Below are 24,448 nucleotides of genomic sequence, written 5' to 3' on the forward strand. Positions count from 1 at the left end.
CATGACCATGAGTACCAACAGCTATCTCGAGTTCTACCTGTCGTTACTGGCCTGGATCATCAACAACGGGATCTGGAACACGCTGGTCGATACGGGTCTCTACGCGGCCCCCTTTGCCGCCATCATCCTTCAGGAATGGCTCTCGGCACGGCAGCAAGGCGCTGACGAAGGCAACAAGGGCCTGCTTTCAATCCCGCGGATAGAGAATCGATTGTGGCTTGCCTATGTCACGCTGATGTTTGGCTGCATGCCGATACTGCCGATCAATCTGGCATCGATGACACTGGATGCGTCGAACAGCCAGCGTTGCGGTGTATCGCTGTCCACACCGGCACAAACCGCATGGGGGGCGACGTTCAATACGATCGGCGACAAATCAGCCACCGTACCGATCTGGTGGTTTCTGGTGCATACCCTGAGTAAAGGGGTGACGGCTGCGGCCACCGCATCGATTCCCTGTGCCCCCGATATTCGCCAGATGCGCATGGACATCGACGCCACGCGCATCGATGACCAAGTGTTGCTCCAGGAGGTCGCCGACTTTACCCGTGATTGCTACGGCTATTCCAGGTCGAGGATGTTTACGAACCGGCCGGATCTGGACAAGGCCCAAAGCTACGACGCTGCGTGGATTGGCTCGAGTTACCTGCTGAACACCGCGGGTTATTACGACACCGACCGGTCGAGAACGCCGCGGGTGAATTGGCCCTATGACGACGTACGGGACACTTCACTGGCTCGCCTTCCCAACGGTGCAGGCTACCCGAGGTGTCGTGAATGGTGGAGCGACCCCGAAATCGGGCTTCGCGATCGCTTGGTGAACCAGGTGGATGCGACGCTATGGACATCCCTGAAGGGATGGCTCTCGGGTAGCTCAGCGAGCGAAGTAGAGGACGCGACGCTTCGCCAGCTTGTGAGCCCGCAACAACAGTCGCTGACCATGTCACCCGGACAGGTCTATCAAAGCTATGGGGCGAGCGCACGTGGTGGTTCCGTGAACCAGGGACTTAACAATCTGGCAACCAACACTGGCTTGGCCTTGGGATCCTTCAGCAACTTCCCTGCGATGAACGCACTACGCTCGGCGCTACCGATGATTCAAGCGTTCCTGATCATGGGGACCGTCATCAGCCTGCCGTTGGTGCTTTTAATCAGCACCTTTCAGCTCAAGACCGTGATGACGGTGACGTTTGCGCTGTTCACCTTGCACATGTTGACCTTCTGGTGGGAGCTTGCAAGGTGGATCGACTCGAGCATGCTTGATGCCCTGTACAACCAGGTTTCGACGACGGATCAAGTGCTGTTATCCCTTCCAACATCCGGGGTGATGGATGGGACGGTTACTGCACAGGTGATCGAGTACGTGATGGGGGCGATGTTTATCGTTCTGCCCATGATATTTTTTGGTGCCATGAGCTGGACAGGATACAACGTCGGTGCCGGCTTGGAAGGGATGCTTAACAACGGTTCCCGTGCGGCACAAAATGAAGGAGCGAAGGGCTCGGCACAGATAACGGGGGCGGTAAAAAAGCTGAAATAACCCTATCTGAATTATTTCAGCGATCCGTAATCATCATATCGCTCTGGGTGATAGAAGCGGTGCTCTGGATGAGATACATCGTCCACCGTGGGCAAGTCAGACGGTGTAGAAGTCGGTAGCGCCGCAAGAACGAACAATCCGAGCAGCACCATCGCGGCAGATATCGCGAAGCTCGCAGCCGAGATAACGATAGTGCACTTTATGAGCGCGAAGGCATACTTTCTGCCAGGCAGAGGTATGAAGGCCAAGCTTGGCGATTCAAGTGCACGCGCTTCTAGCCTATTTGCTACGCGAATGAGCTTTGCTGCAACCTTGCCGGCGCTTTGAGCAATAGCCGGAATTGCGCGCGGAGTACTCGATTGCTGAATGGCCATGAGATCTGCCCCATCCGAATATTCGTTATGAAAATACTACTCCGGACCGCAGTCCATGTCTGACCGCTCGTCAGTCTGCATAGCGGAGGGAAACGAGATAGAGCTCTGTGGACGCTACCCCGGCTGGCACGGGGAATTAGCATTGACGCGCCGGATCATCCTGGATATCTAAGAGGTGCAATGCGCTGGCTAGCCAGCATCCCAAATAGCCAGGACCTGTAAGGCTAAGTCACCCCTGTCATGGTCCAGCCCAAGTGCGATCCGCGTTCGGTAGCTCGCACGGTCACCTTCGGGTGATGAACGCCAAATGCACCCCTGGTGGGCATTAGCTTGTCCACGACCATGCCACATAGCAACACCCACTCCATGTGAGGGATCTTCTCCCTCCATGGGACAGATGCCCTCGCGACTCTATCGAGGACATCCGTCATGTTGAAATTCAAAGGCTCCGACTTGCGCGCGGTTCTGCTCGAGGCGCGCACCCATCAATGCCGTATCGTCTTGGCCAAGGACCAAGGCGTGTACCTGCTCTCCGAGTTTGGCGAGAAAGTTGTCGACGGCCCCCGTAAGCATCTGGCGTATGCCGTAGGCTGTAACCCAGAGGTCGACGCCTTTGACGACTGGTGGAGCAGAGCACGCGCCGAACTCGGTGGTGATGATTTCGCCGAGTACTTTGACCCGCAGGACGCCGTCCTTGCCAGAGCCTGGGAAACAGGCGGCGATCTGGTCCTGGAAGCGACCGAAACACACATCACCCTGGCGGTGGAAAATACGCCATCTAAAAAACGCTAGCGTGCTTTTCAGCCCCTCTTTCGAGGGGCTTTTCTTTGATCGGAGGTCAGCACCCAATACCTAAAGCGGTGCGTGGGCATGGACCTTTTGTCGGCCAACTGCCGAAAAATTTCGCCAATGGAATCCGGTAGAACGGGAGGCCTTTTGTCTCGCCTCAATGGCGTTGACCCTCCCACGGCTTAACGTTAAATACTCGATTGCACCCTGCTGCAAACCGCAGCCAGACAGCCCGAACCTTCAAGGTTGAGTCACCCCGGTGACCGGTTCATCCCAAGTGCGATTCGCGTTCGGAAGCTCGCACGGTCACCCCGCGGTGATGAGCGCTTACTTACCCTTCGCGTCTGCTGACGGTACTGCCCATTCCGCGTCCAGGGGTCCCCTCCCCATCGCGCGTATCTGTTCATCATCCTGCGAAAGGCTTCGCGGACGAAGCTGCGCAGGGTCATTTCAGGAAGCCACACCATGCTCATGAAGACCACTCCTGCCCCCTCGGTCATCTGCTCCGCTTTGGCCTGGGAGAAAGCCGTTTTGCTTGATCCACCGCGCGAGCAAAGCGATCTGCAGGAGCAGAGGCTGAGCTCGTTGATCCGTACCGCATTGGGCCTGCATCAACTGAGGCCTGACGACTCCAGCATCGGCTTCGACGTCTTGTTACCCATGCCGGGAAACCAACCACCGCAGGCGCTCTCCCTGCTGCTGCAAGTCATCCACTCGCCGGCGCGGCACCCTGCGTTGCTGATTACCCTCGATTACGAGCATCACTGACCCACCTTCAGGCTCTGCCTGACCGACTGCACCACCCTCACCCGCTCGGGAACACTTCCCGAGCGGGAGGCGTTCCCTCTTCAATCCTGGAGAACGCCATGTCTGATATCTACCTCGACGTCACACAGAAAATCGTCACCGCGCTCGATCAAGGAGTCATTCCTTGGATCAAGCCGTGGTCACGCGCACGCTACGGGGCGCTCCAGCCCTTCCCTGTCAACGCCGTCACTGGACGCGCCTACTCAGGCATCAACATCCCCTTGCTGTGGGCTGAAGCACGCCTGAAGGGCTACACGCAGGATCGATGGCTCACTTTCAACCAGGCGCGCAAGGCCGGCGGACACATCCGCAAGGATGAACATGCGACCTTGGCCGTGCTGTACAAACCGATGAGCCGCGAGCAGCAAGACGACACCGGCCAACCGGTGCTGGATGAACAGGGCAATGCCAAACAGGTGCAATTCGCGATCCTGAAGACGCATTGCCTGTTCAACATCGAGCAGACCGAGAATGTCGAGAACCTGGATGTTGAGGCCATCGCCCCTGATGAAGGCTCGCCGTTCGTGAACCACGACCTGGCAGAGCAACTGCTGATCGACTCGGGGGCTCGGATTGATCACCGTCCTGGTGATGAGGCGTTCTATCAGCCGATCGCCGACCGCATTCAGTTGCCGACCAAACCGCAGTTCAACACTGAAGGCGATTACTACGCCACGGCGCTGCATGAGTTGACCCATTGGACGGGTCACCATTCAAGGCTCAAACGCGAAGGCATCGTCGGACAGCACCGCTTCGGCGCCACCGAATATGCCTTTGAGGAACTGGTGGCGGAAATGGGCGCAGCGTTTCTATGCGCCCTGACCGGCATCCAGGGAGAACTGCGGCATGAGGGCTATATCGCCTCATGGCTCAAACTGCTCAAGGACGACAAGCGAGCGATCTTCCGCGCCAGCGGCCATGCCCGTGATGCTGCGGACTTTCTGCTTGAACTGCAACACCGGAAACAGGAGGACCTGCCGCAAAGCGCTTGAAGGATGCGTGTCACGAAAACAACAAAACCCAGCGTTGCTGGGCTTTGTTGTTCATGCAGTTCGGAAAGAACCGCTTTACCGGATCACTCCAGCCAGCTTTCAACCGTGTCGCCGCCGAATTCCTGTTTCCAAGCTTTCAGGGTGCGGTGATTGCCGCCCTTGGTCTCGACCACTTCACCGTTGTGCGGGTTCTTGTAGCGCTTAAGCTCACGCGGTTTGCGCGACTTGACGGCCGAAGCGGTCGACGAAGCCGGGGCTGCACGGTAGTGGGGGTCCAGAATTGCGATCACCTGCTTCAGACCGACGTTGTATTCGGCGAGCAACTCCTGAAGCTTGGTCTCGAACTCGATTTAGCGCTTAAGGCCCGAATCATTTTTCATCTGGTCCAGCTGCTGCAACTGCGCCGCCAGTTGTGCTTCCAGCGCTTTGAACTCTGCCAGCTTCGACATGATGAATCCTCATACTCAATTAATTAATAACAATCTACAGATCAGGGGAAAATCCTGAGGCAACACGTTTGTGACTATTGGCGATGGCTCCGCATACGCCCCTAACGTTACTCGATATCAAGCGTCGCACACAGATGCGCGACTAGCTCACGGGGCGCTGAGCTATCCACCACCTTGTAGATGAGTTCACGTTTGCTCCGCGGCAACTTCTTCACGCAACGCTTCGCGGCTGCCCGGATCGCCTCATCGGTACCGTGAATGCGATCGGCCAGCAACAGGATCAATGTAGCATCACTCAGCGTCACAACTGCGCCTCATGTTTCTGAATAGGACGATTCTACGCCGAAAAGGAAACAGCCGCCCATAGGTGGTTCAACTTTTAAAATGACGGAACGCATACCGATATAGCACTAAAAAGGTAAGGGGCCAGCATGTTAAAGGGAATGGCAAAGAGTCAATGGATGAAGGGAACGGGGATCAAGGGTAAGAGGCCTATCCGCGAAAAGCCCAAAAGGCCCTGCCCTGCCAAAACGGTGGAGACTTGATGCGCAAGCTGTTTGAACGGAAAAAGGGCCCTATACCGTCAGAGCCTGCTCCTGGGGTACCGGTAGGCTGGACGCCGGTGCACCCTCCCACCCATTTGTTGGCTGAACCACACCGTCAACGGCTGATGGAACGCATCTGGCAGTACACCGCGTTGTCACCGGAACAGTTCGAGCAGCTCTACCGACAGCCGCTGTTACGCTATGCCGAATACGTCCAACTGCTCCCCGCCAGTGAAAGCCATCACCACGCCTATGCCGGCGGCATGCTCGATCATGGCCTGGAACTGGTGGCCACCGCACTGAAGTTGCGTCAGTCCCACCTCCTGCCTGCCACGGCCGCACCCGAGGATCAGGCCGTGCAAGCGGATGCCTGGTCGGCAGCCATCGGCTACGGGGCACTCCTGCACGACATCGGCAAAGTGGCCGTCGACTTAGAGGTGGAGTACCTCAACGGCCAGCGCTGGCATCCGTGGCATGGTCCCTTGGAACATCCCTACCGCTTTCGCTATGTCAGCGGTCGCGACTACAAACTGCACAACGCGGCCGCAGGACTGGTCTTCACTCAGATTCTCGATTGGGACATTCTGGACTGGCTCAGCGGTTACCCAGCGCTATGGAGTAGCCTGCTCTACATGCTAGCCGGTCAGTACGAACATGCCGGCACACTCGGCGAACTGGTCACCCAGGCTGACCGCATATCGACCGCTCAGAACATCGGCGGCAATCCCGCCAAAGCGCTGCTGGCGCCTGTGACGTCGCTGCAGCATCATCTGCTTAGCGCACTGCGCCATCTACTGAAGAATGAGTTGAAGCTCAACCAGGTCGGCGCTGCTGGCTGGCTCACAGCGGACGCCCTGTGGCTGGTCAGTAAGGTAGCCGCAGACAAGGTCAGAGCCTACCTGCTGGCACAGTCCATTGATGGCGTGCCTTCATCCAACATCGCACTCTTCGACGAGCTCCAGTCCCATGGACTGGTTGAGGCCAACAGCGAAGGCAAGGCAGTTTGGAGAGCGGCAGTCGTCGACGGTGATTGGCAGCAACAATTCACCTTCCTGCGACTGCAACCGTCGCTCATTTGGCGGGATGAAACCCGGCCACCGGAATTTTTAGGGGCGGTAGACCCCGTTCTTGATACTGAACCTGACCAAACTCACCCATCAGCATCAAGTGGTCCAAACTGCCCCTCCCCGCCCGCGCTAGGCCAGCCCTCGACACACAATCCGCGGAGTTCGGAGCCGCCAGGAATCTATCCACCCGAAGCGGATGACAGCGACTATCTGGGGCCATTACTGGAACTGTTTGAGATGCCAGATTCCGATCAGGGTGTCGCACCGGCCAACGCACGGAACACCACGGAGCAAAACAACGATCTTGGAAAACACTTCCTGGAGTGGTTGCGGGCCGGCCTTCGGGACCATGTGCTGATCATCAATGACAGCCAGGCCAAGGTGCATACCGTCACCGATACTTACTTCCTAGTAACACCGGGAATATTCCAACGCTACGCGATGGAGTGTCATGAGCGAGCAGCTCACCTGGATAGGACAGAAACATGGCCAAGCGTGCAAAAAGGATTTGAAAAAATGAACATCCACCGGCGTAGGCCAAACGGCGAGAACATCTGGGCCTGCCACGTGCAAGGTCCCCGTAAGCGCGGAAAACTGAACGGCTATCTAATAAAAGATCCACTAGAACTCAGCCAAGACGGGCTTACAAACAATCCATTTCTCAGTTTGATCGAAACGTAGCGATGGGTGTCACCTGCCATTGCCCGGGATCAACCAGTTGTTTTGTGCACTGCTGACATTACGCCATCACAATTACCATTGCTGTCGGAGTCAGTTACTAAGCTCAGTCACAAGCTCAACCGCCCCATGCGTGCAACCACTTAAGCGACAATCTCCTCCTCAGCCTGCTCAATGGATTCCTCCACTTCCAACTGGTGGCGTGTCCACTCAGCAGCGATGGCGGGATTATCTAGAATCTGCTCTTCGATTCGCAGACTTTCTCGATACTCTCTCGCTTTCGCGCTCATCGTCCACTGCGTTTCTACCCCCAGCGCCTCAAGCTCTTGTCGAATGGCAGGTAAACCTATCCGGAAAAATTCTTTGCGTGGATTTACCTTGTTTACCTGCTCCCGAAGAAAGTGGCGATGGAGCTGCTTTTCGAGCCCCGGCGCATTGTCACTGAATATCAAGGCGTGCACGTCAAATTCAAATGGCACGCTCGCGTCCCCCAGTTCACGTACTCGATCAAGCGGTTCGAGTCGGCGCGTCATACCAATCTTAAAGACCTGCTCACCGAACGATCCGATGTTCGAAATCACATACACATGGCCAGCACGGGTTTGCTGGGCCATCGATAAAGCTCGCTGGTTCTTATCCTCGGCAGCCTTTAATTGCTCCTGAAGTTCCGCAAGCTTGAATTCGAAGGTCGCCCGCTCCGCAGCGGTTGCAGCGGCAACCTGTTCCTGGGCCTTCTCGAGAGCTTTTCGGAGTGTGCTCTCTTCCTTGGCGGCATCCTTGATTGCCCGCTCGAACTCTCGGCGAGCCTTTTCTTCTTCACGAATTTGCTCTCGGAGCTGACGCTGCTCCTCACGCTCTTGCTCTTTGAGGAGCTTCGCTGTGACGGCCCAGCGCAGCTCCTCTAAGCGGGATTTCAGATAGTCATCACTGATTCGCGCATTACGAAACGATGCGCCATTGAGATTCACCAGCGCAGCGGCATCTCGAATCTCCTGCTCTAGCTTGCCGTGATTATCAGACTTCGAGCGAGACAAGATGGAATCAACTTTGCCGTTGAATGCGTCGATTACAAATCGGATGGCAATCTCTCGTCGATTGGCTTCGACATACGCGCAGTTGGCGGCCCGACCAGTCTTCACCATCAGCCGACTATAATCACGAGCCGCTTTCAGCTGCTGGCCCGCTTCGGTGAAGCCGAACTCTTCGGCAAGCTCATCAAGGAGGTTATAGGTCGGAACGATATAGGCGTCGCCGTAACCTTCGATGATGTTTTTCATCGCTTGGGCGGCTTCCGTATATTGCTTGGCCTTCCCCTGCGCCTCGAGCGCGTCACCCGCAACTTCCAGTGCTTGCGTCTTGGCGTTGCCCACGATCTTGTCGGCATCTGCGATTGCCTGCGCTAATCGCATTTCTGCCTGCTCGACCCTGGACTGTGCAAGCTGCAATAAACGCGCGCGCTCTGACTTAGTCTCTTCGGAGACGCGCTCCGCCTCGGCTTCGGCGTCAATAATTCCTTCAAAGCGTTTGAGCTCGTGAAGTGCTTGCTGGAGTTGACGGGTCAGTTCGACTTTCTCGTCCTCCATCGCAGACAGATCATTTTTCCTAGCGCCGAGCTCGAGGCGAAGCTGGCTAATAACACCCTGAGCCTTGGTGTTCTTTACCAAAAAAACAAACGCCACGATCCCCGCAAAAGCGGCTAGCAATTCCATTGGCTACATCCCTGTGTTTTCGTGGAGCAAATGCTACCTTGAAGGCTGGCATTGCGCCACCAGGTTGGTGCCGAGCACCAGATTCACCTCGCAGCCCGCGATGAAACGCATAAGAGTGCCATTCGAGGACCGAAAATCTGGGTGGGGCAAAAAGTGGGGACAAAATCTCGGGCGGGACAAAACACGTGCCCATAAAAAAATCCAAGAACCGCTAAGCTCCTGGATTTCTTGAGAATAGATGGTCGGGACGGAGTGATTCGAACACTCTACCCCTTGCACCCCATACATGGGGTCGAGCGACCTGGTTCCTCTAATGCAGACCTGGCGATTCTCCTAGGCTTTGAGAGAGTACTGCAAACACTGAGCTGATAGTCGCTGCGGTCACCACACTGACAGCTGACTGCCCGTCGAGAGCAACCTCCGAGCGCGTTAGAGCCTTGTACAACTCCCACGCATCAGCCTCCGGAAATTCGCTCAAGACCTTTTGCACGAGCATATGCTTGGTGGGATCCAAGTGCCAGTCGGGAATCCGGTGGCCAAGATTACCAAAAGCCAGTGCCAACACCCTTTTCGCTTTGATCTCGTAGCTGATCCAGCGGCGCGACCTGCCCGATAGCTTAGCGAAAACTTCGGCCGGCAAATTGTGTGGTGAGTTGTAGATCTTAAGCTTCTCTCGTTGATCCGAAATCGTACTGAGATTGCTCGCCATTGGCCCTGTGATAGCCGAGATACGTTGTTTCTCCGCAACCGGTTTCGGCATGGGAGCGGCCCCGAATTTGGCCGGCACGAGCATATCTCCAGCTTCTGCTGCCGAGGCGAGATTGCCCTCTCCTCCAGCAGTCCGCGGTACCGCCTCGATTCGAACCGTCAGATGCCTGCTCGCGACCTCAAACTGATTCTGCTCGAACAGATCGAGCCGATCAGCCCAATCCTGCATCATGCGCCGCCGTTGGCCCACATACTCGGCGTGATTGTAGGCAGCGCTAACCTTGTTTGGGTCCGCGTGTGACAACTGCGCATCCACCCAAATCTTCGGATACCCAATTTCGTTCAGCGCCGTCGATAGGGTTCCACGAATGCCATGCCCCGTTAGCTGATCCGCATAGCCAATCCGCTTCAGCGCGGCGTTCAGGGTGTTCTCACTGATGCGCTTGGTGAGATTGCTGTTGTGCGCCAATAGATACCGCTGTGCCGGCCTCAGATGATCCAGGAGGTAACGCACCACCTCCAAGGCCTGTTCAGACAGCGGAACGATGTAGGGAGGAATATCACTAGCGCGCTTGCCAGCCTTACGCATCCCAAGCTGCAGCTGCTTCACTACCTCCGGCGGGATGATCCACAGAGCCGCCGCCAGATCAAACTGATCCGGCGTGGCGAGTCGGAGCTCCCCCGTACGCACGCCGGTCAACAGCAGAAGCCGAAGTCCCAACTGCGTCTGCAGCCGACCCGGGTAGTTGCGCAACTGCTGCAGCATGCCCGGCAATTCTTCCATCCGAAGAAACGGATTGTGGCGAACGGGCGGCTGAGGCAGCGCTACCACATCCAGATCAAACGCAGGATTCTGCTGCAGGCCTGGCACAACGACGAGCGCATAGCGGAACAGCTGGCGAAACCAGGTGCGGACCTTCTCCGCCGCCGTCAGTGCGCCTCGACGCTCAATCTGTGCGACAACATCAAGAAGGTCGGGGCGCTGCAGCTCGTAGATGGACCTGCGGCCGATCATCGGCAGAACATCCTTGGTAAAGACGCGACGAATCTGCGACAGGGTGCTCTGACGCCCTTCCTTGAGCACCAGGCATCGATGATCGAGCCATTTTTCATACACGATTTTGAAGGTGTTCTGATCGGCAAGCTGGACGGCTTGACGTTTCTGCTTGCGATCAAGCCGCGGGTTCACGCCCTTGCTGAGAAGCACACGTGCACCATCGCGTAGTGCACGAGCCTCCCGCAAGCTCACCTCTGGATAGGTTCCAAGAGACATCCGCTTTTGCTTGTCGGCCCAGTAGTAGCGAAAGTGCCAGGACTTACCGCCCACACCGGAAACCGCGAGGGACAGGCCATCGATATCGTTGATGGTGTAGTGGCTACCAGTGGCTTTGGCTTGCCGGATAGTGAGGTCTGAAAGCGCCATGATCGAGCTCCTGAACGTAAGGTCAGGACCTGATGTTTCGCTCGCCGCGTGCGCTCCTCCAGCAAAAAACCGATGTCAACCCCGCCGTTTTTACTCTGGACTCAAAAATGGACTTAAAAAGACTTGCTGGCGGTGGTTTTCAGCAGATTTCACTGGAACGAAAAAAGGACCCAAAGGTCCTGATTTCAATGACTTACAGACTTTAATGGAACTCTGTAGATCATAATTTGGAGCGGGAAACGAGACTCGAACTCGCGACCCCGACCTTGGCAAGGTCGTGCTCTACCAACTGAGCTATTCCCGCTTGGTGTGGCGCATTCTATAGATTTCAGAAGCCCCGTCAACCCTTTGATTCAAAAAAGTTTTATTTCTTTTCAACGTCGGTTTTCAGATGCGGCCAGGCGGCCCGCAAGTATTGAACCATCGACCACAACGTCAGGCCTGCCGAGATCATCAACAAGGCATAACCCAGCAAGACCCAGAAACTGAAGTCTCTTGGATTGGCCAGCAGGATCACCAGCGCCAGCATCTGCGCTGCAGTTTTCCACTTGCCGAGATTGGACACCGCTACATGAGCGCGGGCACCGAGTTCTGCCATCCACTCACGCAAGGCCGAGACGACAATCTCACGGCCAATGATGACGGCTGCGGGAAGTGTCAGCCACAAATTGCCGTGTTCCTGAACCAGCAATACCAAAGCGACAGCCACCATCAGCTTGTCGGCAACCGGATCGAGAAAGGCTCCGAACGGCGTGCTTTGTTCCAGGCGACGAGCCAGATAGCCGTCGAGCCAGTCAGTGGCCGCCGCAAAGGCGAACACCGAGGCAGAGGCCATGTAGCTCCACTGATAAGGCAGGTAAAACAGCAAAATGAAGATCGGGATGAGCAGGACGCGTAGAACGGTAATCAGATTCGGGATATTCATCGGCACAACTGGCTACGAGGTGAGTTGGCATTCTACTCGCTATGCAGGTTTGCATAAATCGACTCTGCGAGCTTTTTACTGATCCCCGGTGCTTTGGCGATCTCTTCGATGCTTGCACGAGACAGCTCCTGCAATCCACCAAAATGTTTCAACAAGTCACGACGCCGGGTCGGCCCTACGCCTGCAACGCCTTCCAGCGTCGACGTGCGGCGGGTTTTGCCGCGTCGCGCACGGTGGCCGGTGATCGCGAAGCGGTGTGCCTCGTCACGAATCTGCTGGATCAGGTGCAGCGCGGGTGAGTCGCCACGCAAAGTGAACTCATGGGCGGCATCATTAAGATACAAAGTTTCGAACCCTGCCTTGCGGGTTGCGCCCTTGGCCACACCCAGCAGGATCAGATCCGGTACTGCCAATTCGTTGAGCACGTCGCGGGCCATCGACAATTGTCCCTTGCCGCCGTCCACCAGCAAAATATCCGGCAGCTTGCCCTCCCCGTCTTTCAGTTTGCTGAAGCGCCGGGTCAGGGCCTGGTGCATGGCCGCATAGTCATCGCCCGCTGTGACGCCCTCGATGTTGTAACGACGATAGTCGGATTTGATCGCACCTTCCGGACCGAACACGACACAAGAGGCGACAGTCGCCTCGCCACTGGAGTGGCTGATGTCATAGCATTCAAGGCGCTGCGGTGGTTCATCCAGGTTCAGTACTTCTGCCAGCGCGTCGAAGCGCGCAGCCGTATGTTGACGGTTGGCCAGGCGTGCGCCCAGCGCTTGCTCGGCATTGGTGACCGCCAACTGCTGCCAGCGCGCCCGCGTGCCACGCACCCGGTGGCTGATGCTCAGCTCGCGACCGCGCAACTCATGGATGGCGTCGATCAGGGCCGTGGCGTCTTCGGGCACCACGTTGACGATCAGTTCGCTCGGCAGGTCGCGCTCCGGGCTGCTGATATAGTACTGGCCGAGAAACGCCGCCATGACTTCGGCGACCTCCTCTTCAATACCCACCTGTGGAAAGAAGTTTTTGCTGCCCAGCACTCGCCCGCCACGCACGCTGATCAAATGAACGCACGCGCCGCCCGGGTTGACGAAGGCTGCGATGACATCGATGTCACCCGTACCGCCTTCCATGCTTTGCTGATCCTGGACCCGACGCAGCAAGGCAATCTGGTCACGCAACTCGGCGGCGCGTTCGAACTCGAGATTGATCGCCGCCTCTTCCATCGCCGTTGACAGCTCATTGGTCAGCGCGTGACTGCGCCCTTCAAGAAACATCACCGAGTGACGCACATCCTCGGCATAAACTTCCGGTTCAACCAGGCCGACACAAGGTGCCTTGCAGCGTTTGATCTGATATTGAAGACAAGGGCGCGTACGGTTCTTGTAGTAACTGTCCTCACACTGCCGGACGAAAAAGGTCTTTTGCAGCAGGCTGAGGCTTTCGCGAATGGCCCCGGCGCTCGGATATGGGCCGAAATACTTGCCCTTCGCCTTCTTCGCGCCACGATGGATGCTCAGCCGTGGGAACTGGCCGTCAGACAGAAATACATAGGGATAAGACTTATCGTCGCGCAACAGAATGTTGTACGGCGGCCGCCACTCCTTGATCAGCGTCTGTTCAAGCAGCAACGCCTCGGTTTCATTGGCGGTAATGGTCGTTTCGACCTGTGCGATGCGCCCCACCAGAGCAGCGGTCTTCGGCGCCAGCCCGGTCTTGCGGAAATAGCTGGCAAGTCGCTTCTTGAGGTTCTTGGCCTTGCCGACATACAGCAGGCGTGCCTCGCTGTCGAACATGCGATAGACGCCGGGACGCCCACTGACAGTCGCCAGGAAGGCGCCGGAATCGAATATTTCACTCATGATCAGGCGCTGGCATCAACCATGCCGTGGCGCACGGCCAACAACGTCAACTCGACATCGCTGCTGATCGACAGTTTTTCGAAGATCCGGTAGCGATAGGTATTAACGGTTTTCGGCGACAGACAGAGCTTGTCGGAGATGATCTGCACCTTCTGGCAGCCGACAATCATCAACGCGATCTGGATTTCCCGTTCGGACAAGGCATCGAACGGTGAGTCATTGGTCGGCTGGAACGATTTGATCGCCAGTTGCTGGGCAATCTGCGGACTGATGTAACGCTGGCCGGCAAACACCAGGCGGATGGCCTGAACCATCTCCGGCAGACCCGCGCCCTTGGTCAGGTAGCCGGCGGCACCGGCCTGCAACAGACGTGTAGGGAATGGATCCTCCTCACACACCGTGACAGCGACAACCTTGATGTCCGGATGACTGCGCAACAGCTTGCGCGTGGCCTCGAGACCACCGATACCGGGCATCTTGACGTCCATCAGGACCACATCGGGTTTCAACTCACGGGCCTTGATCAGGGATTCTTCCCCGGACTCGGCCTGTCCAACCACCTGCAAGCCATCGATATCGGCCAGCATCCGTGTAATGCCTGTACGAACGAGATCATGGTCATCGACCACTAGCACCCTAATCAAGCAGACACCTCGCGATATGGTCTTATTGGGATGCCGGACACCTTAGCAAAAAGTGCCAGACAGACCTAGCGGCAAGCGTCATTTAAAAAGTTTCAATTCATCATCGAAGGCTTGCTGGCCGTGGGTTTCAGAGCACAGGTGTACCGAAATCGAGCTGCATCCTCAGGAAACACTCGTCCTCGCCACACACATGCAAGCCTTTTCTCTTATACAGGCTTTGCGCAGGATTATTTTTGAATACGGTCAGACGCAGCGCCGGCAGTCCGTCAGCGCGGGCCATGGCGATAACCTGATCAATCGCCCAGGATCCAGCACCCTGCCTGCGAAACGCCTCGCCTATTTGCAGCTCGCGGAGATACAACGCCCGGCGATCCCGACTGAGGCTGAAAAATCCCACAGGAACTTCGCCAAGCATCATCAGCCAATTGTCCCGTCCATCCCAGGCAACCTCGAACGCTTGGTCCTGCCACAGCAGATCGTGGCCAATGTAATAGCGCAGCATGTTCTGGCACGTCAGCTCTCGGGCAAATACCCGATCAGCCAGTTCGGCGCGACGCAAATGGTAGGTCATTGCCCCGCCACCACCGGAACTACCCGCCCCTGCCATGCGCCGGCATCACGTCGCGCAACGACCAACAGTTCACCAGGCCCTGGCGCGGCGGCAACCAGCGTGCCGTCTTCAGACCAGACGGCACTGCGACCCGCCGATTGCCATCCACCCGTGAGCCCGGCGTGATTGGCCATCAGAACCGCCATCGAGTGCTTTTGTGCATAGCCCTGCAATATCGCGCTATCCACGCCATAACCTTTTTCGCCAATCAGCACGCCTGCTGCGTACAGGTCGGCGCCAGCAACGGCAGCCGCTGCCGCGTGGCTGGCGTGGGTAAAATCAGCGCAGACCGCCAGCGCGACGGTATCGCCGCCTATGCGCAAGGACGAACCACCAGCACCTGTGGCATAGAAAAGCTCTTCGCCACTGTGCAGATGTTGTTTGCTGTAAACCTCAAGAGAACCATCCCTGCCTAACGTCAGCGCGCCGATCAATACCTTCGAACTGTCCTTATGGCGAATCGGCATCCCGACCACCGCAATGAGACCCAGCTCGCGCGCGCAATCACGCAAGGGTTGCAGCACCGAATCCTGCGGATCGATTGCCATGTCTGCAGCCATCTGGCCTTCATAACCAGTCAGCGACAGCTCCGGAAACACCAGCAGTTCGACGCCCTGCTCCGCCGCCACGGCCATGAAGCGCAAATGACGGGCGATGTTCGCCGCCAGATCACCGGCAACGGAGAACGATTGAGCTGCAGCGATGGTGAACGTTGACATTATTCATCCTTGGGATTTTGCCAAATACGCAGTGTGTCACAACGCCTGCGGCACTCAAGCAATAGGAAATGTCATGTAAGCGCGATAGCAATTTCTGATTGCTCAGGCGCATGGGCCTCTAGTAAGCTCGGCGCACTTATTGGAGACAAACCATGTTCAACGCCCTCTCACAGCTTCGTTCCGCCAGCGCCTTGCGCTCGGTTGCGGCTGCCCGGGCGAATGACGCTTGTGCTCCTGCCAGCTTTTATTTTGGGTATTGGTTTAGCCACTGGCGCGCCTGATACCCAAACGGCGCCCATGAAAACGGGTCGCCTACCAGAGAATTCTCACCCCCGGTCGGCCTCCCGACCGGGGGTTTTGTTTTTTCAGGCCCCAACTTTTTCAGCAACACACCAGACACTTTGAGGAATCACGACATGAACTACGCCACTTATTACCGTTACGACACTTTTAGCGCCTGGCGATTTAGCAGCCTCCGCTCGGGACAGCCTGCCGCCTCCGATCGGTCACCCACAGGTGGCAAGCACACACACGCAGCCAATACGGCCAATTGTCGAACACCCCAGTAGGGCCGAGTGAGCGGGAAGCACCCGCCACCAGCCCAGGAATCCTGAATATGAACTCGTCTGTTTCTGCTCTGCCACTGTCCACCCTCGATTCTGCCAACGAAGCGCTGACCCTGCGTCTGCCCAGCTCGTTGCAACTCAAACAGCAATTGCCCCTGAGCAATGCCCTCGCCCAGCAAGTCGCAGCCCACCGCCAGGCGGTCCGCGCGATTCTCAATGGCGAAGACCATCGCCTGCTGGTCGTCGTCGGCCCTTGCTCGATTCATGACCCGCGCTCCGCACTCGAATACGCCGAAAAGCTTTCCCGCCTCGCACATCAAGTCAGCGACGAGATGCTGCTGGTGATGCGCGCCTACGTCGAAAAACCACGCACCACCGTCGGCTGGAAAGGTCTGGCCTACGACCCGCACCTGGATGGCAGCGACGACATGGCTGCCGGCCTGACCCTGTCGCGCGAATTGATGATCGAGATGATCCGCCTGGGCTTGCCTGTCGCTACCGAACTCCTGCAGCCCATGGCTGCCGGTTACTTCGACGACCTGCTCAGTTGGGTTGCCATCGGTGCACGCACCACCGAATCGCAGATCCACCGGGAAATGGCCAGTGGTCTGAACATGCCCGTCGGCTTCAAGAACGGCACTGACGGCGGCGTCTCTGTAGCCGTCGATGCCATGCGCTCAGCAGCCCACCCGCATCGACACTTTGGTGTCGACAGCCAGGGGCACCCGGCGATCATTCAGACCCCGGGCAATCCCGACACGCATATGGTGCTGCGTGGTGGCCATCACGGCCCGAACTACGATCACGAAAGCATTGCCCGGGTCCGTGCCGACTTGAAACGCCTGAAGATTCCGGCGCGGATCATGGTTGACTGCAGTCACGCCAACAGCGGCAAGGATCCTCTGCGCCAGCCCGAGGTGTTCAATGCGGTGCTCGAACAACGACTGCTGGGGGATCGTTCCTTGATCGGGATGATGATTGAGTCCCACCTGTTCGAAGGCTGCCAGCCTTTAGGCCCTGCCCTGCGTTACGGCGTGTCGGTGACCGATGGTTGCCTTGGGTTCAATGCGACAGAGCTGTTGCTGTCGAGCGCAGCCGAACGTCTTCGAGCCTGTTGATCGGAACAGCCTTTGCGGAATTGTCAAAATCCCGCAAAGGCTGGATCGTCGTTCAGCTTTCACCACAGGTTATGCCCGCACCCGAATACGGGTCACCTCAGAGGCCTGGCTGACATCATCCAGCCGCTCCACCGAATACGACACCTGCACCACAGTTTCCCGATGCTCTCGCCAGAAACGGTGAGGCACAATGAATACCACGGGCTGACCTGCGGTTTCCCGGGTGATATCCCGATCATCGCGATGACTGAAATACTCACCATCACATTTCAAGTAAACCAGCTCCCCCTCCTCAGCCTGGGCATTGTCGATCACTACGGTAATGCCATCCTCGGCATCCACTACCTCCAGCTCGCCATCTTGCGCCTCCAATACCTGCGGAGCTGCGAGATCACCTCGCATCAATGGTGCGATCAGAACGCGCAGGTTTGCAGACTGCCTTACCTGAGCCGAGCCTGACTCCACCCGGTAGCTGACGCTGACCTCGTGCATGCGATGTGGGGCGATGCAATGCGCGGGTATCCAGAAAGACAGCGCTTCGCCCACAGCAAACTGTTCCACGTGCAATACATCATTGATGACCGGCAGTCCGTCATCACCTTGCCAGGACAGGATGACCCGGTCCCCGACAGCCATCCGGGCGTAAGGTCGCACGATCACGCCAGTCCCTTGCGGAACACGGTCCGGATCAAGCGTCCCACCCACCGTCTCTTCAAGGATTGGCGCCAGCAGATCGGGTTCCGGATCGCCCACATCCAGCTGCAAGCGCCTGGATGACAGCGGCTCCGGCAGCGCGACGCTGTACAGCGTCCAGAAAACCTCCAGTGAGCCACGCTCCAGCGTAGCTATGTGCAATCCCTTCACGACAAAGACAAGTTCCTGCCCCACCTGGCCTTCACTGACCGTGCGAGTGATTTCGTGGATGTAGGACAAACCTTCGTCATCCAGCCCTTGCCAGTGCAGCACAAGTTTGTCGCCGCACACCATGTTCGGGTAAGGCGCAACCCTGACGAATGCCTGGTTCAGTGAGGGATCAAGCATTCCGCCCTCCATAACCTCAAGCATCGGTGCAGGCAGCGACGAGACTGGAGCGGGTACCGGTGCAGACGCAGGTCGATAGCAGAACTCGAAGTTCTCGCCGTCCACCTTCAAACTCAGAAAACCGCGTCCACCGGAGTCATCCGCTACAGGAGACGTAACTGACGCGGTCGCCACAGAGGTGTCGCCATTGACTTCGTATATAGACATTCAGTAGCTCCATTCCTTGGATAAAACGCCGCCATGAAGACAACGTCGAACGAACTCCATTGAACACCATCCAGCCATCGCCAGAAGTCAGCACAATGCCTTCCATCGGCGGGGTAAGTGCACCGCATGACGTAGGCATACGAAGCAGAATCAAGCGATACCGCTCAAAAGATTGCCAGATGTTCCGACTACCCCCTCAAGCAGAAGCGAATATTCGTACCGCTTTTATTCCAGTTTCCTTTCAGTACCGAGGAGCTTTCAGACATCGCCGACCCGCAGGCCTGTTTTACAGTGGCACGCACCAACCACTGACAAGCATCTGCAGAAAGAGGCAGAAACATGCAACGGAATGCGACAACCCGCTACCCCATCCTATTGGTCCATGGCCTGTTCGGGTTTGACCGTATCGGCCATTTCGAGCTTTTTCATGATGTCAAGCAAGCGCTGAGGGAAGCAGGCGGCCAAGTGTTTGTGCCGCAGCTGTCTGCGACCCATGACAACGAAGTACGCGGCCAGCAATTGATGTTTCAGATCGAAAGCGTTCTGCGAGGAACCGGAGCCGGCAAGGTCAACCTGATCGGGCATAGCCAGGGCGCGCTGGCGTGCCGTTACGCCGCTGCGCTGGCGCCAGAGAAAGTCGCCTCGGTCACGTCGGTAAGTGGCCCCAATCACGGTTCGGAACTGGCTGACGCCTTACGCCTGGCCCTGATACCGGGTGGCCTGCCGGAGCACGTGGCGGAGCACGCTGCAACACAGTTTGCCCGCCTCCTCTCGCTGCTCAGCGGGCAACCGGGACTGCCGCAGAACGCTGTCGCCGCACTCAGTGCCCTGACGACCGCAGGTGTTGGGCAATTCAACAGAAAGTACCCGCAAGGTCTGCCTTCCAGCTGGGGCGGCCAGGGTGCGGAGCGGGTCAATGACGTTCACTACTATTCCTGGAGCGGCACGCTGCAGGACAACTTATTGCAGGCACTTGATCCGGTGCATATCGTCTGCCGGGGATTATCAGAGCATTTTGTCGCAGAGACCGGACAAAATGATGGTTTCGTGGGACGCTTCAGTTCCCATCTGGGCCGGGTCATCCGTTCCGACTATCCTTTCAGCCACCTGGGCAGTCTGCGTCGCCCCGACGGAGTGAAAAAAACCGGCCAGGATCCCGTCGCTCTGTATGTCGAGCACGCTGCACGCTTGCGGGCTGCGCACCTGTAAACGTGCGCCAATGCGCCGAGCGGAACTTTGCCGAGAAATCGCTTACTGATTCCGGTAGGCTCCACACTTTACTGAAATAGATTGGAGATTTTCCCCATGGCTAAAGCCACTGCCCGCCACATCCTGGTTTCCAGCGAAGACAAGTGCAACGAACTCAAGGCCCAGATCGAAGGCGGTGCTGATTTCGCCGAAGTCGCCAAGGCCAACTCCACCTGCCCGTCCAGCCGTCAGGGCGGCGACCTGGGTTCGTTCGGTCCTGGCCAGATGGTCAAGGAATTCGACACCGTGGTCTTCAGCGCGCCGATCAACGTCGTGCAAGGCCCGGTGAAGACCCAGTTCGGTTATCACTTGCTCGAAGTCACCAGCCGCCAGGACTGATCCGTCGCCTGATTGCTGCCCCAACGGCCCGCCTTCTGGTGGGCCGTTGTGTTTTGGTTACAGGTTACGGCTGGCGACTGACGCGCCGCTCGCGTACAAATTGCGCTTATCGATCACCCGGCTTAAGGCTGACAATGCGACTGGCTTTCCCTTCTCTGCTGTTCACTGCCGTGGCCCTGCTGTTGGGCGCCGCCGGCGTGGACGCCACTCCGCAACACGCGTTGACCGTCTATGGCGAACCGGCCAAATACCCGGCCGGCTTCAGCCACTTCGACTACACCAACCCGCAGGCGCCCAAGGGCGGCACCATGCGCCGCTCGGCGATTGAGATCGGGCATTTCGATCACATCCTGCCTTATATCGATAAGGGCATCGGCGTCACCCAGATTGACGGCATGCTCTATTCGCCGCTGGCCCAGCGTTCGATGGACGAGCCTTACACCGTCTATGGCCTGGTGGCACAAAAAATGGAACGCGCGGAGGACGGCCTGTCCCTGCGTTTCTTCATCAACCCCCAGGCGCGTTTCGCCGACGGCAAGCCGATCACAGCCGAAGACGTGCGCTACACCTATGACTTGCTGATGACCCAGGGCAGCCTGCGCTATCGCACGCAGTTCGCCGATGTCAAAGGTGTCGAAGTGGAAGCGCCGCTGACCGTGCGCTTCGACTTCAAGAGCAACGAGAACCGCACCTTGCCGCTGGACATCGCCACCCTGCCGGTGTTTCCCGAGCATTGGTGGAAAACCCGCGACTTCGCCGGTGGCGGCGGCTATGAACCGCCGCTGGGCAGCGGCCCGTATCGGGTGGGCAAGGTCGACTCCGGGCGCAGCATCACATTCGAGCGCAACCCCGACTGGTGGGGCAAGGACCTGCCGGTCAGTCGCGGCCTGTACAACTTCGATCACTTCAGCATCGAGTATTTCGGCGACACCGATGTCGCACGTCAGGTGCTGCGCGGCGGCGCCTATGATTACAACCGCGAGTTTTCCGCCACCGGCTATTCGATCGGTTACGACAGCCCGGCGCTGAGTGACGGCCGCTTGCAGAAAGCCCACCTGGCCACCGAGGCCCCACAATCGGCGCAGGGCTTCGTGTTCAACCTGCAGAAACCGATGTTTCAGGATCGTCGGGTGCGTCAGGCACTGGCGATGCTCTGGGATTTCGAGTGGAGCAACCGGCAGATGATGCGCAACATGTACATCCGCCAGCAGAGCTATTTCTCCAACACCGCCCTGGCCGCCCGCGAGCTGCCGGATGCGGCGGAGCTGAAAATCCTTGAGCCGCTGCGCGGGCAGGTTCCCGACGAGGTATTCACCCAGGTCTTCGAGGCGCCGAAAACCGATGGCAGCGGGCTGATCCGCGACAAGCAACTGCAAGCCCTGGAACTGCTCGAACAGGCCGGCTGGAAACCCGAGGGCGACCAACTGGTCAACGCCGAAGGCGAACCGTTGAGTTTCACCTTTCTGGTCAGCCAGAACGGCATGGATCGCCTGCTCCTGCCTTACAAACGCACGCTGAAACAGATCGGCATCGATCTGAATATCCGCCGCATTGACTCCTCGCAATACGTCAATCGCCTGATGAGCCGCGACTACGACATGATCGTCACCGGCTACCCGGTCAGCACATCTCCTGGTGGCGAATTGCTCAACTACTTCGGCTCGATTTCGGCCAACGACCCCGGCGCCAACAACTACATGGTGCTGAAGAATCCCGCGGTCGACACCTTGATCAACGGCCTGATCCGCGCCTCGACCCAGAGTGACATGCTGCACTACGCCCACGCGCTGGATCGGGTGTTGCAATGGAACTACTACTGGATTCCCAACTATTACCCGCCGGGCACCTCCACCGTCTGGTGGAATCGGTTCGGCATGCCGGCGACACAAGCCAGCAATGACGAAGCCATCGAGAGCTGGTGGGAAATCAGCAGCACGCCGCTGACCAACCAGCAGATGACCGCCGAAAAAATCGGTCGTGGCAGACCCGGAGGACCGCACTGATGTGGGCTTACATTCTGCGGCGCCTGCTGCTGATCATTCCGACCTTGGTGATCATCCTGCTGGTGAATTTCGTGATCATCCAGGCGGCCCCCGGCGGCCCGGTCGAACAGGCCATCGCCCATCTGCAAGGCATCGGCGGAGCGAGTGTCGGTGGCAGTTCCAGCGAAACCATGAGCAGCACTTCGCGTGCCAGCCGTGGCCTCGACCCGCAGCTGATCAAGGACATCGAAAAACAGTACGGTTTCGACAAGCCGGCGCATGAACGCCTGTGGCTGATGCTGAAGAACTACGCGCAGCTGGACTTCGGCAAAAGCTTTTTCCGCGGCGCCACCGTCACCGATCTGATTCTGGAAAAAATGCCGGTGACCATTTCCCTCGGCCTGTGGGCGACGCTGATCACCTATCTGGTGTCGATCCCGCTGGGCATTCGCAAGGCCGTGCATCACGGCAGCCACTTCGATATCTGGAGCAGCACCGCGATCATCATCGGCTATGCGATGCCGGCGTTTCTGTTTGCGATGTTTCTGATCGTGGTGTTTGCCGGCGGCACCTCGCTGAACTGGTTTCCGGTGCGCGGGCTGGTTTCGGACAACTTCGAATCGCTGTCGACCCTGGGCAAGATCGCCGATTACTTCTGGCATCTGGTGTTGCCGGTGACGGCACTGGTGATTGGCGGCTTCGCCACGCTGACGATTCTCACCAAGAACTCGTTCCTCAATGAAATCACCCGCCAGTACGTGGTCACCGCCCGCGCCAAAGGCCTGAGCGAGCGCCGCGTGCTCTACGGTCACGTGTTTCGCAACGCGATGCTGCTGGTGGTCTCGGGGATCCCCCAGGCATTCATCAGTGTGTTCTTTGCCGGCTCGCTGCTGATCGAAGTGATCTTCTCCCTCGACGGCCTCGGCCGCATGAGTTACGAAGCGGCGGTTTCCCGGGACTACCCGGTCGTATTCGGTTCGCTGTTCATCTTCACCCTGTTCGGACTCTTGATAAAACTGATCGGAGACCTGTGCTACACCTTGGTCGATCCGCGTATCGACTTCGCCGCGAGGAACGCCTGATGTTCAAGCTCTCGCCCCTGGGCCAACGCCGTTTCGCACGCTTCAAGAAAAACCGCCGAGGCTGGTGGTCGCTGTGGCTGTTCATCGGACTGTTCGTGGTAACGCTGGGCGGTGAACTGATCGCCAACGACAAACCGTTGGTGGTCAGCTATCAGGGCCAGCTCTACTTCCCGGTGTTCAAGCGTTACACCGAGCAGGAATTTGGCGGCCAGCTGCCGTTCCAGGCCGATTATCGCAGTGATTACGTGCAGAACCTGATCCGCAAGGACGGTGGCTGGCTGCTGTTTCCGCCGATTCCGTTCAGCGACGACACGCCCAATTACGACCTCAACCAACCGGCACCGAGCCCACCCTCGAAGGTCAACTGGCTGGGCACTGACGATCAAGCGCGCGATGTGTTGGCGCGGGTGATTTTCGGTGCCCGGGTGTCGATCCTGTTTGCCTTGATGCTGACCGCCATCAGTGCACTGATCGGGATTGCCGCCGGCGCCCTGCAAGGCTATTACGGCGGCTGGGTCGATTTGCTCGGGCAACGCCTGCTGGAAGTCTGGACCGGGTTACCGGTGTTGTACCTGCTGATTATCCTGTCGGGTTTCGTCGAGCCGAATTTCTGGTGGCTGCTGGGGATCATGGCGCTGTTTTCCTGGCTGGCGCTGGTGGATGTGGTGCGCGCCGAGTTCCTGCGCGGGCGCAACCTGGAATACGTCAAAGCCGCTCGTGCCCTGGGCCTGAGCGACCGCAAGGTGATTGTCCGGCACATCCTGCCCAATGCGATGAACGCAACGCTGAGTTACCTGCCGTTCATTCTGACCGGAGCGATTTCCACCCTCACCGCCCTCGACTTCCTCGGTTTCGGCATGCCCGCCGGCAGCGCTTCGCTGGGCGAACTGATCGGTCAGGGCAAACAGAACCTGCAAGCACCGTGGCTCGGGCTGACGGCGTTTTTCACCCTGGCGCTGATTCTTTCTTTACTGGTGTTCATCGGCGAAGCGTTACGCGACGCGTTCGACCCTCGATCCTGAAGTGTGAC

Annotated in this window: 21 protein-coding genes, 1 tRNA gene and 1 pseudogene; 11 read left to right on the forward strand and 12 right to left on the reverse strand. The window is 57.9% G+C overall.

What is annotated here, in order from left to right; genetic code table 11:
• Nucleotide 1: 1 nt before the first annotated feature.
• Nucleotides 2–1,540: a conjugal transfer protein TraG N-terminal domain-containing protein gene (locus ACYZUM_RS12715; RefSeq protein WP_200656407.1), complete on the forward strand. Its 1,539-nt coding sequence runs from the start codon at nucleotides 2–4 to the stop codon at nucleotides 1,538–1,540.
• An 11-nt stretch (nucleotides 1,541–1,551) separates the two neighbouring features.
• Here the strand turns inward: ACYZUM_RS12715 and ACYZUM_RS12720 are convergent, their stop codons facing one another.
• A complete protein-coding gene (locus tag ACYZUM_RS12720) occupies nucleotides 1,552–1,914 on the reverse strand; it encodes a hypothetical protein (protein ID WP_157213086.1) in 363 nt (120 codons plus the stop codon).
• Between the two features lie 429 nt (nucleotides 1,915–2,343).
• On the opposite strand from ACYZUM_RS12720, the gene ACYZUM_RS12725 reads away from it, so the two are divergent.
• From ACYZUM_RS12725 to ACYZUM_RS12735, 3 genes are all read left to right on the forward strand, one after another.
• Nucleotides 2,344–2,706: a DUF3085 domain-containing protein gene (locus ACYZUM_RS12725; protein WP_200656408.1), complete on the forward strand. Its 363-nt coding sequence runs from the start codon at nucleotides 2,344–2,346 to the stop codon at nucleotides 2,704–2,706.
• A gap of 462 nt (nucleotides 2,707–3,168) precedes the next feature.
• Complete coding sequence (locus ACYZUM_RS12730) at nucleotides 3,169–3,471, forward strand: hypothetical protein (protein WP_200656409.1); 303 nt, start codon at nucleotides 3,169–3,171, stop codon at nucleotides 3,469–3,471.
• Between the two features lie 98 nt (nucleotides 3,472–3,569).
• Nucleotides 3,570–4,502, forward strand: coding sequence for an ArdC family protein (locus ACYZUM_RS12735; protein ID WP_200656410.1), 933 nt, complete (start codon nucleotides 3,570–3,572; stop codon nucleotides 4,500–4,502).
• Between the two features lie 83 nt (nucleotides 4,503–4,585).
• Here ACYZUM_RS12735 and ACYZUM_RS12740 read toward each other — a convergent pair.
• Together ACYZUM_RS12740 and ACYZUM_RS12745 are read right to left on the reverse strand one after the other, a co-directional pair.
• Nucleotides 4,586–4,951: pseudogene (locus tag ACYZUM_RS12740) on the reverse strand (histone-like nucleoid-structuring protein, MvaT/MvaU family).
• A gap of 107 nt (nucleotides 4,952–5,058) precedes the next feature.
• Entirely contained in the window at nucleotides 5,059–5,256 is a 198-nt protein-coding gene (locus ACYZUM_RS12745) for a DUF7740 domain-containing protein (RefSeq protein ID WP_008374360.1), read from the reverse strand.
• A gap of 239 nt (nucleotides 5,257–5,495) precedes the next feature.
• Here ACYZUM_RS12745 and mobH point away from each other — a divergent pair, with 239 nt between their 5' ends.
• Nucleotides 5,496–7,244, forward strand: a complete 1,749-nt coding sequence (gene mobH / locus ACYZUM_RS12750; RefSeq protein ID WP_200656411.1) for a MobH family relaxase — start codon at nucleotides 5,496–5,498, stop codon at nucleotides 7,242–7,244.
• Nucleotides 7,245–7,384: 140 nt separating this feature from the next.
• Here mobH and ACYZUM_RS12755 read toward each other — a convergent pair whose 3' ends face one another.
• The 8 genes from ACYZUM_RS12755 to ACYZUM_RS12790 form a co-directional block, all read right to left on the reverse strand.
• Nucleotides 7,385–8,950 (reverse strand): SNIPE associated domain-containing protein, encoded by a 1,566-nt coding sequence (locus ACYZUM_RS12755; RefSeq protein ID WP_200656412.1) that lies wholly within the window; start codon nucleotides 8,948–8,950, stop codon nucleotides 7,385–7,387.
• A 310-nt stretch (nucleotides 8,951–9,260) separates the two neighbouring features.
• Complete coding sequence (locus tag ACYZUM_RS12760; protein ID WP_200656413.1) at nucleotides 9,261–11,081, reverse strand: tyrosine-type recombinase/integrase; 1,821 nt, start codon at nucleotides 11,079–11,081, stop codon at nucleotides 9,261–9,263.
• Between the two features lie 228 nt (nucleotides 11,082–11,309).
• Nucleotides 11,310–11,385: transfer RNA gene (locus tag ACYZUM_RS12765), tRNA-Gly, on the reverse strand.
• 60 nt (nucleotides 11,386–11,445) lie between these two features.
• Nucleotides 11,446–12,006, reverse strand: a complete 561-nt coding sequence (gene pgsA / locus ACYZUM_RS12770) for a CDP-diacylglycerol--glycerol-3-phosphate 3-phosphatidyltransferase (protein ID WP_003225417.1) — start codon at nucleotides 12,004–12,006, stop codon at nucleotides 11,446–11,448.
• 32 nt (nucleotides 12,007–12,038) lie between these two features.
• Nucleotides 12,039–13,862 carry an excinuclease ABC subunit UvrC gene (gene uvrC / locus ACYZUM_RS12775; protein ID WP_108182824.1) on the reverse strand — a complete coding sequence of 608 codons (1,824 nt, stop codon included), beginning with the start codon at nucleotides 13,860–13,862 and terminating at the stop codon, nucleotides 12,039–12,041.
• A 2-nt stretch (nucleotides 13,863–13,864) separates the two neighbouring features.
• Complete coding sequence (gene gacA / locus ACYZUM_RS12780; RefSeq protein WP_024012761.1) at nucleotides 13,865–14,506, reverse strand: response regulator transcription factor GacA; 642 nt, start codon at nucleotides 14,504–14,506, stop codon at nucleotides 13,865–13,867.
• A gap of 127 nt (nucleotides 14,507–14,633) precedes the next feature.
• Nucleotides 14,634–15,077: a GNAT family N-acetyltransferase gene (locus tag ACYZUM_RS12785; protein ID WP_108182825.1), complete on the reverse strand. Its 444-nt coding sequence runs from the start codon at nucleotides 15,075–15,077 to the stop codon at nucleotides 14,634–14,636.
• A complete protein-coding gene (locus ACYZUM_RS12790) occupies nucleotides 15,074–15,835 on the reverse strand; it encodes a carbon-nitrogen hydrolase family protein (RefSeq protein ID WP_041064533.1) in 762 nt (253 codons plus the stop codon). Before ACYZUM_RS12790 ends, ACYZUM_RS12785 begins: the two co-directional genes overlap by 4 nt.
• A 616-nt stretch (nucleotides 15,836–16,451) precedes the next feature.
• On the opposite strand from ACYZUM_RS12790, the gene ACYZUM_RS12795 reads away from it, so the two are divergent.
• Complete coding sequence (locus tag ACYZUM_RS12795) at nucleotides 16,452–17,519, forward strand: 3-deoxy-7-phosphoheptulonate synthase (RefSeq protein WP_041064536.1); 1,068 nt, start codon at nucleotides 16,452–16,454, stop codon at nucleotides 17,517–17,519.
• Between the two features lie 69 nt (nucleotides 17,520–17,588).
• On the opposite strand, the gene ACYZUM_RS12800 is transcribed toward ACYZUM_RS12795, so the two are convergent.
• On the reverse strand, nucleotides 17,589–18,767 hold the full coding sequence (locus ACYZUM_RS12800; protein WP_108182826.1) for a hypothetical protein: 1,179 nt from the start codon (nucleotides 18,765–18,767) through the stop codon (nucleotides 17,589–17,591).
• Between the two features lie 339 nt (nucleotides 18,768–19,106).
• Here ACYZUM_RS12800 and ACYZUM_RS12805 point away from each other — a divergent pair, with 339 nt between their 5' ends.
• The 5 genes from ACYZUM_RS12805 (at nucleotide 19,107) to ACYZUM_RS12825 (ending at nucleotide 24,440) form a co-directional block, all read left to right on the forward strand.
• Entirely contained in the window at nucleotides 19,107–19,976 is an 870-nt protein-coding gene (locus ACYZUM_RS12805; protein WP_108182827.1) for a lipase family alpha/beta hydrolase, read from the forward strand.
• Between the two features lie 96 nt (nucleotides 19,977–20,072).
• Complete coding sequence (locus tag ACYZUM_RS12810) at nucleotides 20,073–20,354, forward strand: peptidylprolyl isomerase (RefSeq protein ID WP_007912303.1); 282 nt, start codon at nucleotides 20,073–20,075, stop codon at nucleotides 20,352–20,354.
• Nucleotides 20,355–20,488: 134 nt separating this feature from the next.
• Nucleotides 20,489–22,357 (forward strand): extracellular solute-binding protein, encoded by a 1,869-nt coding sequence (locus ACYZUM_RS12815; RefSeq protein WP_108182828.1) that lies wholly within the window; start codon nucleotides 20,489–20,491, stop codon nucleotides 22,355–22,357.
• On the forward strand, nucleotides 22,357–23,418 hold the full coding sequence (locus ACYZUM_RS12820) for a microcin C ABC transporter permease YejB (protein ID WP_003225430.1): 1,062 nt from the start codon (nucleotides 22,357–22,359) through the stop codon (nucleotides 23,416–23,418). Before ACYZUM_RS12815 ends, ACYZUM_RS12820 begins: the two co-directional genes overlap by 1 nt.
• Nucleotides 23,418–24,440, forward strand: a complete 1,023-nt coding sequence (locus ACYZUM_RS12825) for an ABC transporter permease (RefSeq protein WP_108182829.1) — start codon at nucleotides 23,418–23,420, stop codon at nucleotides 24,438–24,440. Before ACYZUM_RS12820 ends, ACYZUM_RS12825 begins: the two co-directional genes overlap by 1 nt.
• The last annotated feature ends 8 nt before the right edge of the window (nucleotides 24,441–24,448 follow it).

The organism is Pseudomonas sp. m6p, from assembly GCF_055760375.1.

Coding starts and splice junctions, on each gene's coding strand:
- ACYZUM_RS12715 (WP_200656407.1), top strand. CDS start 2: ATGACCATGAGTACCAACAGCTATCTCGAGTTCTACCTGTCGTTACTG.
- ACYZUM_RS12720 (WP_157213086.1), bottom strand. CDS start 1,914: ATGGCCATTCAGCAATCGAGTACTCCGCGCGCAATTCCGGCTATTGCT.
- ACYZUM_RS12725 (WP_200656408.1), top strand. CDS start 2,344: ATGTTGAAATTCAAAGGCTCCGACTTGCGCGCGGTTCTGCTCGAGGCG.
- ACYZUM_RS12730 (WP_200656409.1), top strand. CDS start 3,169: ATGCTCATGAAGACCACTCCTGCCCCCTCGGTCATCTGCTCCGCTTTG.
- ACYZUM_RS12735 (WP_200656410.1), top strand. CDS start 3,570: ATGTCTGATATCTACCTCGACGTCACACAGAAAATCGTCACCGCGCTC.
- mobH (WP_200656411.1), top strand. CDS start 5,496: ATGCGCAAGCTGTTTGAACGGAAAAAGGGCCCTATACCGTCAGAGCCT.
- ACYZUM_RS12755 (WP_200656412.1), bottom strand. CDS start 8,950: ATGGAATTGCTAGCCGCTTTTGCGGGGATCGTGGCGTTTGTTTTTTTG.
- ACYZUM_RS12760 (WP_200656413.1), bottom strand. CDS start 11,081: ATGGCGCTTTCAGACCTCACTATCCGGCAAGCCAAAGCCACTGGTAGC.
- pgsA (WP_003225417.1), bottom strand. CDS start 12,006: ATGAATATCCCGAATCTGATTACCGTTCTACGCGTCCTGCTCATCCCG.
- uvrC (WP_108182824.1), bottom strand. CDS start 13,862: ATGAGTGAAATATTCGATTCCGGCGCCTTCCTGGCGACTGTCAGTGGG.
- ACYZUM_RS12785 (WP_108182825.1), bottom strand. CDS start 15,077: ATGACCTACCATTTGCGTCGCGCCGAACTGGCTGATCGGGTATTTGCC.
- ACYZUM_RS12790 (WP_041064533.1), bottom strand. CDS start 15,835: ATGTCAACGTTCACCATCGCTGCAGCTCAATCGTTCTCCGTTGCCGGT.
- ACYZUM_RS12795 (WP_041064536.1), top strand. CDS start 16,452: ATGAACTCGTCTGTTTCTGCTCTGCCACTGTCCACCCTCGATTCTGCC.
- ACYZUM_RS12800 (WP_108182826.1), bottom strand. CDS start 18,767: ATGTCTATATACGAAGTCAATGGCGACACCTCTGTGGCGACCGCGTCA.
- ACYZUM_RS12805 (WP_108182827.1), top strand. CDS start 19,107: ATGCAACGGAATGCGACAACCCGCTACCCCATCCTATTGGTCCATGGC.
- ACYZUM_RS12810 (WP_007912303.1), top strand. CDS start 20,073: ATGGCTAAAGCCACTGCCCGCCACATCCTGGTTTCCAGCGAAGACAAG.
- ACYZUM_RS12815 (WP_108182828.1), top strand. CDS start 20,489: ATGCGACTGGCTTTCCCTTCTCTGCTGTTCACTGCCGTGGCCCTGCTG.
- ACYZUM_RS12820 (WP_003225430.1), top strand. CDS start 22,357: ATGTGGGCTTACATTCTGCGGCGCCTGCTGCTGATCATTCCGACCTTG.
- ACYZUM_RS12825 (WP_108182829.1), top strand. CDS start 23,418: ATGTTCAAGCTCTCGCCCCTGGGCCAACGCCGTTTCGCACGCTTCAAG.